Consider the following 1,439-nt stretch of genomic DNA (forward strand, 5'->3'; position numbering starts at 1 on the left):
TTCGGCACGCACCTGGAGGGCCATGGTGCGACAGCGGCGCTGCATGCGACGTTCACCGTGAACCCGGCCGACGTCGACGGCACCGGCCGCCGCGGCGCGGTCACCAAGGAAGACATCGTCAACTTCGCCCGCAACGGTGGCGCCGGCAAGGCCGGTGGCGCACGTCCGGAAGAACGCGTGCCGATGACCCGCATCCGCAAGCGCATCGCCGAGCGACTGATGGAGTCGAAGAACTCCACCGCCATGCTGACCACCTTCAACGAAGTCGACCTGTCCAAGGTGTCGGCTGCGCGCAAGGAACTGCAGGACGAGTTCGTCAAGGCCCACGGCATCAAGCTGGGCTTCATGAGCTTCTTCGTGAAGGCCGCCGCCAACGCCCTGCAGCGCTTCCCGCTGGTCAACGCCTCCATCGACGGCGACGACATCATCTACCACGGCTACTCGGACATCTCGATTGCCGTGTCCACCGAGAAGGGCCTGGTCACCCCGGTCCTGCGCAACGTCGAGCGCATGTCGTTCGCCGATATCGAAAAGACCATTGCCGACTACGCCAAGAAGGCGCGTGACGGCAAGCTGGGCCTGGATGAACTGCAGGGCGGCACCTTCACCGTGACCAACGGCGGCACCTTCGGTTCGCTGCTGTCCACCCCGATCATCAACCCGCCGCAGAGCGCCATCCTGGGCATGCACGCCATCAAGGAGCGTCCGATCGCCCAGAACGGCCAGGTCGTGATCGCGCCGATGATGTACCTGGCGCTGTCCTACGACCACCGCATCATCGACGGCAAGGATTCGGTGCAGTTCCTGGTGGACATCAAGAACCAGCTGGAAAACCCGGGCCGCATGCTGTTCGGCCTGTAAGAGACCTCCCGCCCCTCCGCGCCTGCGCGGAGGGGTTCTGGTAATGCATCAAGGAATAATTCAATGGCTGAACAATTCGACGTCGTCGTCATCGGTGCCGGCCCGGCCGGTTACCACGCTGCCATCCGCGCGGCCCAGCTGGGCCTGAAGACCGCCTGCATCGACGCAGCGTTGGGCAAGGACGGCAAGCCGGCCCTGGGCGGCACCTGCCTGCGCGTGGGCTGCATCCCGTCCAAGGCGCTGCTGGATTCCTCGCGCCAGTTCTGGAACATGGGCCACATCTTTGGCGACCACGGCATCAGCTTCAAGGATGCCAAGATCGACGTCGAGGCGATGGTTGGCCGCAAGGACAAGATCGTCAAGCAGTTCACCGGCGGCATCGGCATGCTGTTCAAGGCCAACAAGGTCGCCGCCTATTACGGTTTCGGCGAACTTCAGCCGGGCAACGTGGTGAAGGTCACCCAGCATGACGGCTCCATCGTCGAGCTGAAGGGCACCAACGTCATCATCGCCGCCGGTTCGGCTGCACGCCCGGGGCGGCTACGCGGAGGGTCTTGCTGGACCAGTCGGACCTGTCG

2 protein-coding genes are annotated in these 1,439 nt (G+C 64.4%); both read left to right on the plus strand.

The genetic code is table 11. The features are described from left to right. Positions 1–861: dihydrolipoyllysine-residue succinyltransferase (gene sucB, locus ACQKDV_RS19485; RefSeq protein ID WP_427785865.1), on the plus strand; the 861-nt coding region annotated here is incomplete at its 5' end. Positions 862–924: 63 nt separating this feature from the next. Beyond that, the coding region (locus ACQKDV_RS19490; RefSeq protein ID WP_427785866.1) for an FAD-dependent oxidoreductase at positions 925–1,439 on the plus strand (515 nt) is incomplete at its 3' end.

Source organism: Stenotrophomonas sp. NPDC077659 (assembly GCF_050268705.1).
GTDB lineage: Bacteria > Pseudomonadota > Gammaproteobacteria > Xanthomonadales > Xanthomonadaceae > Stenotrophomonas.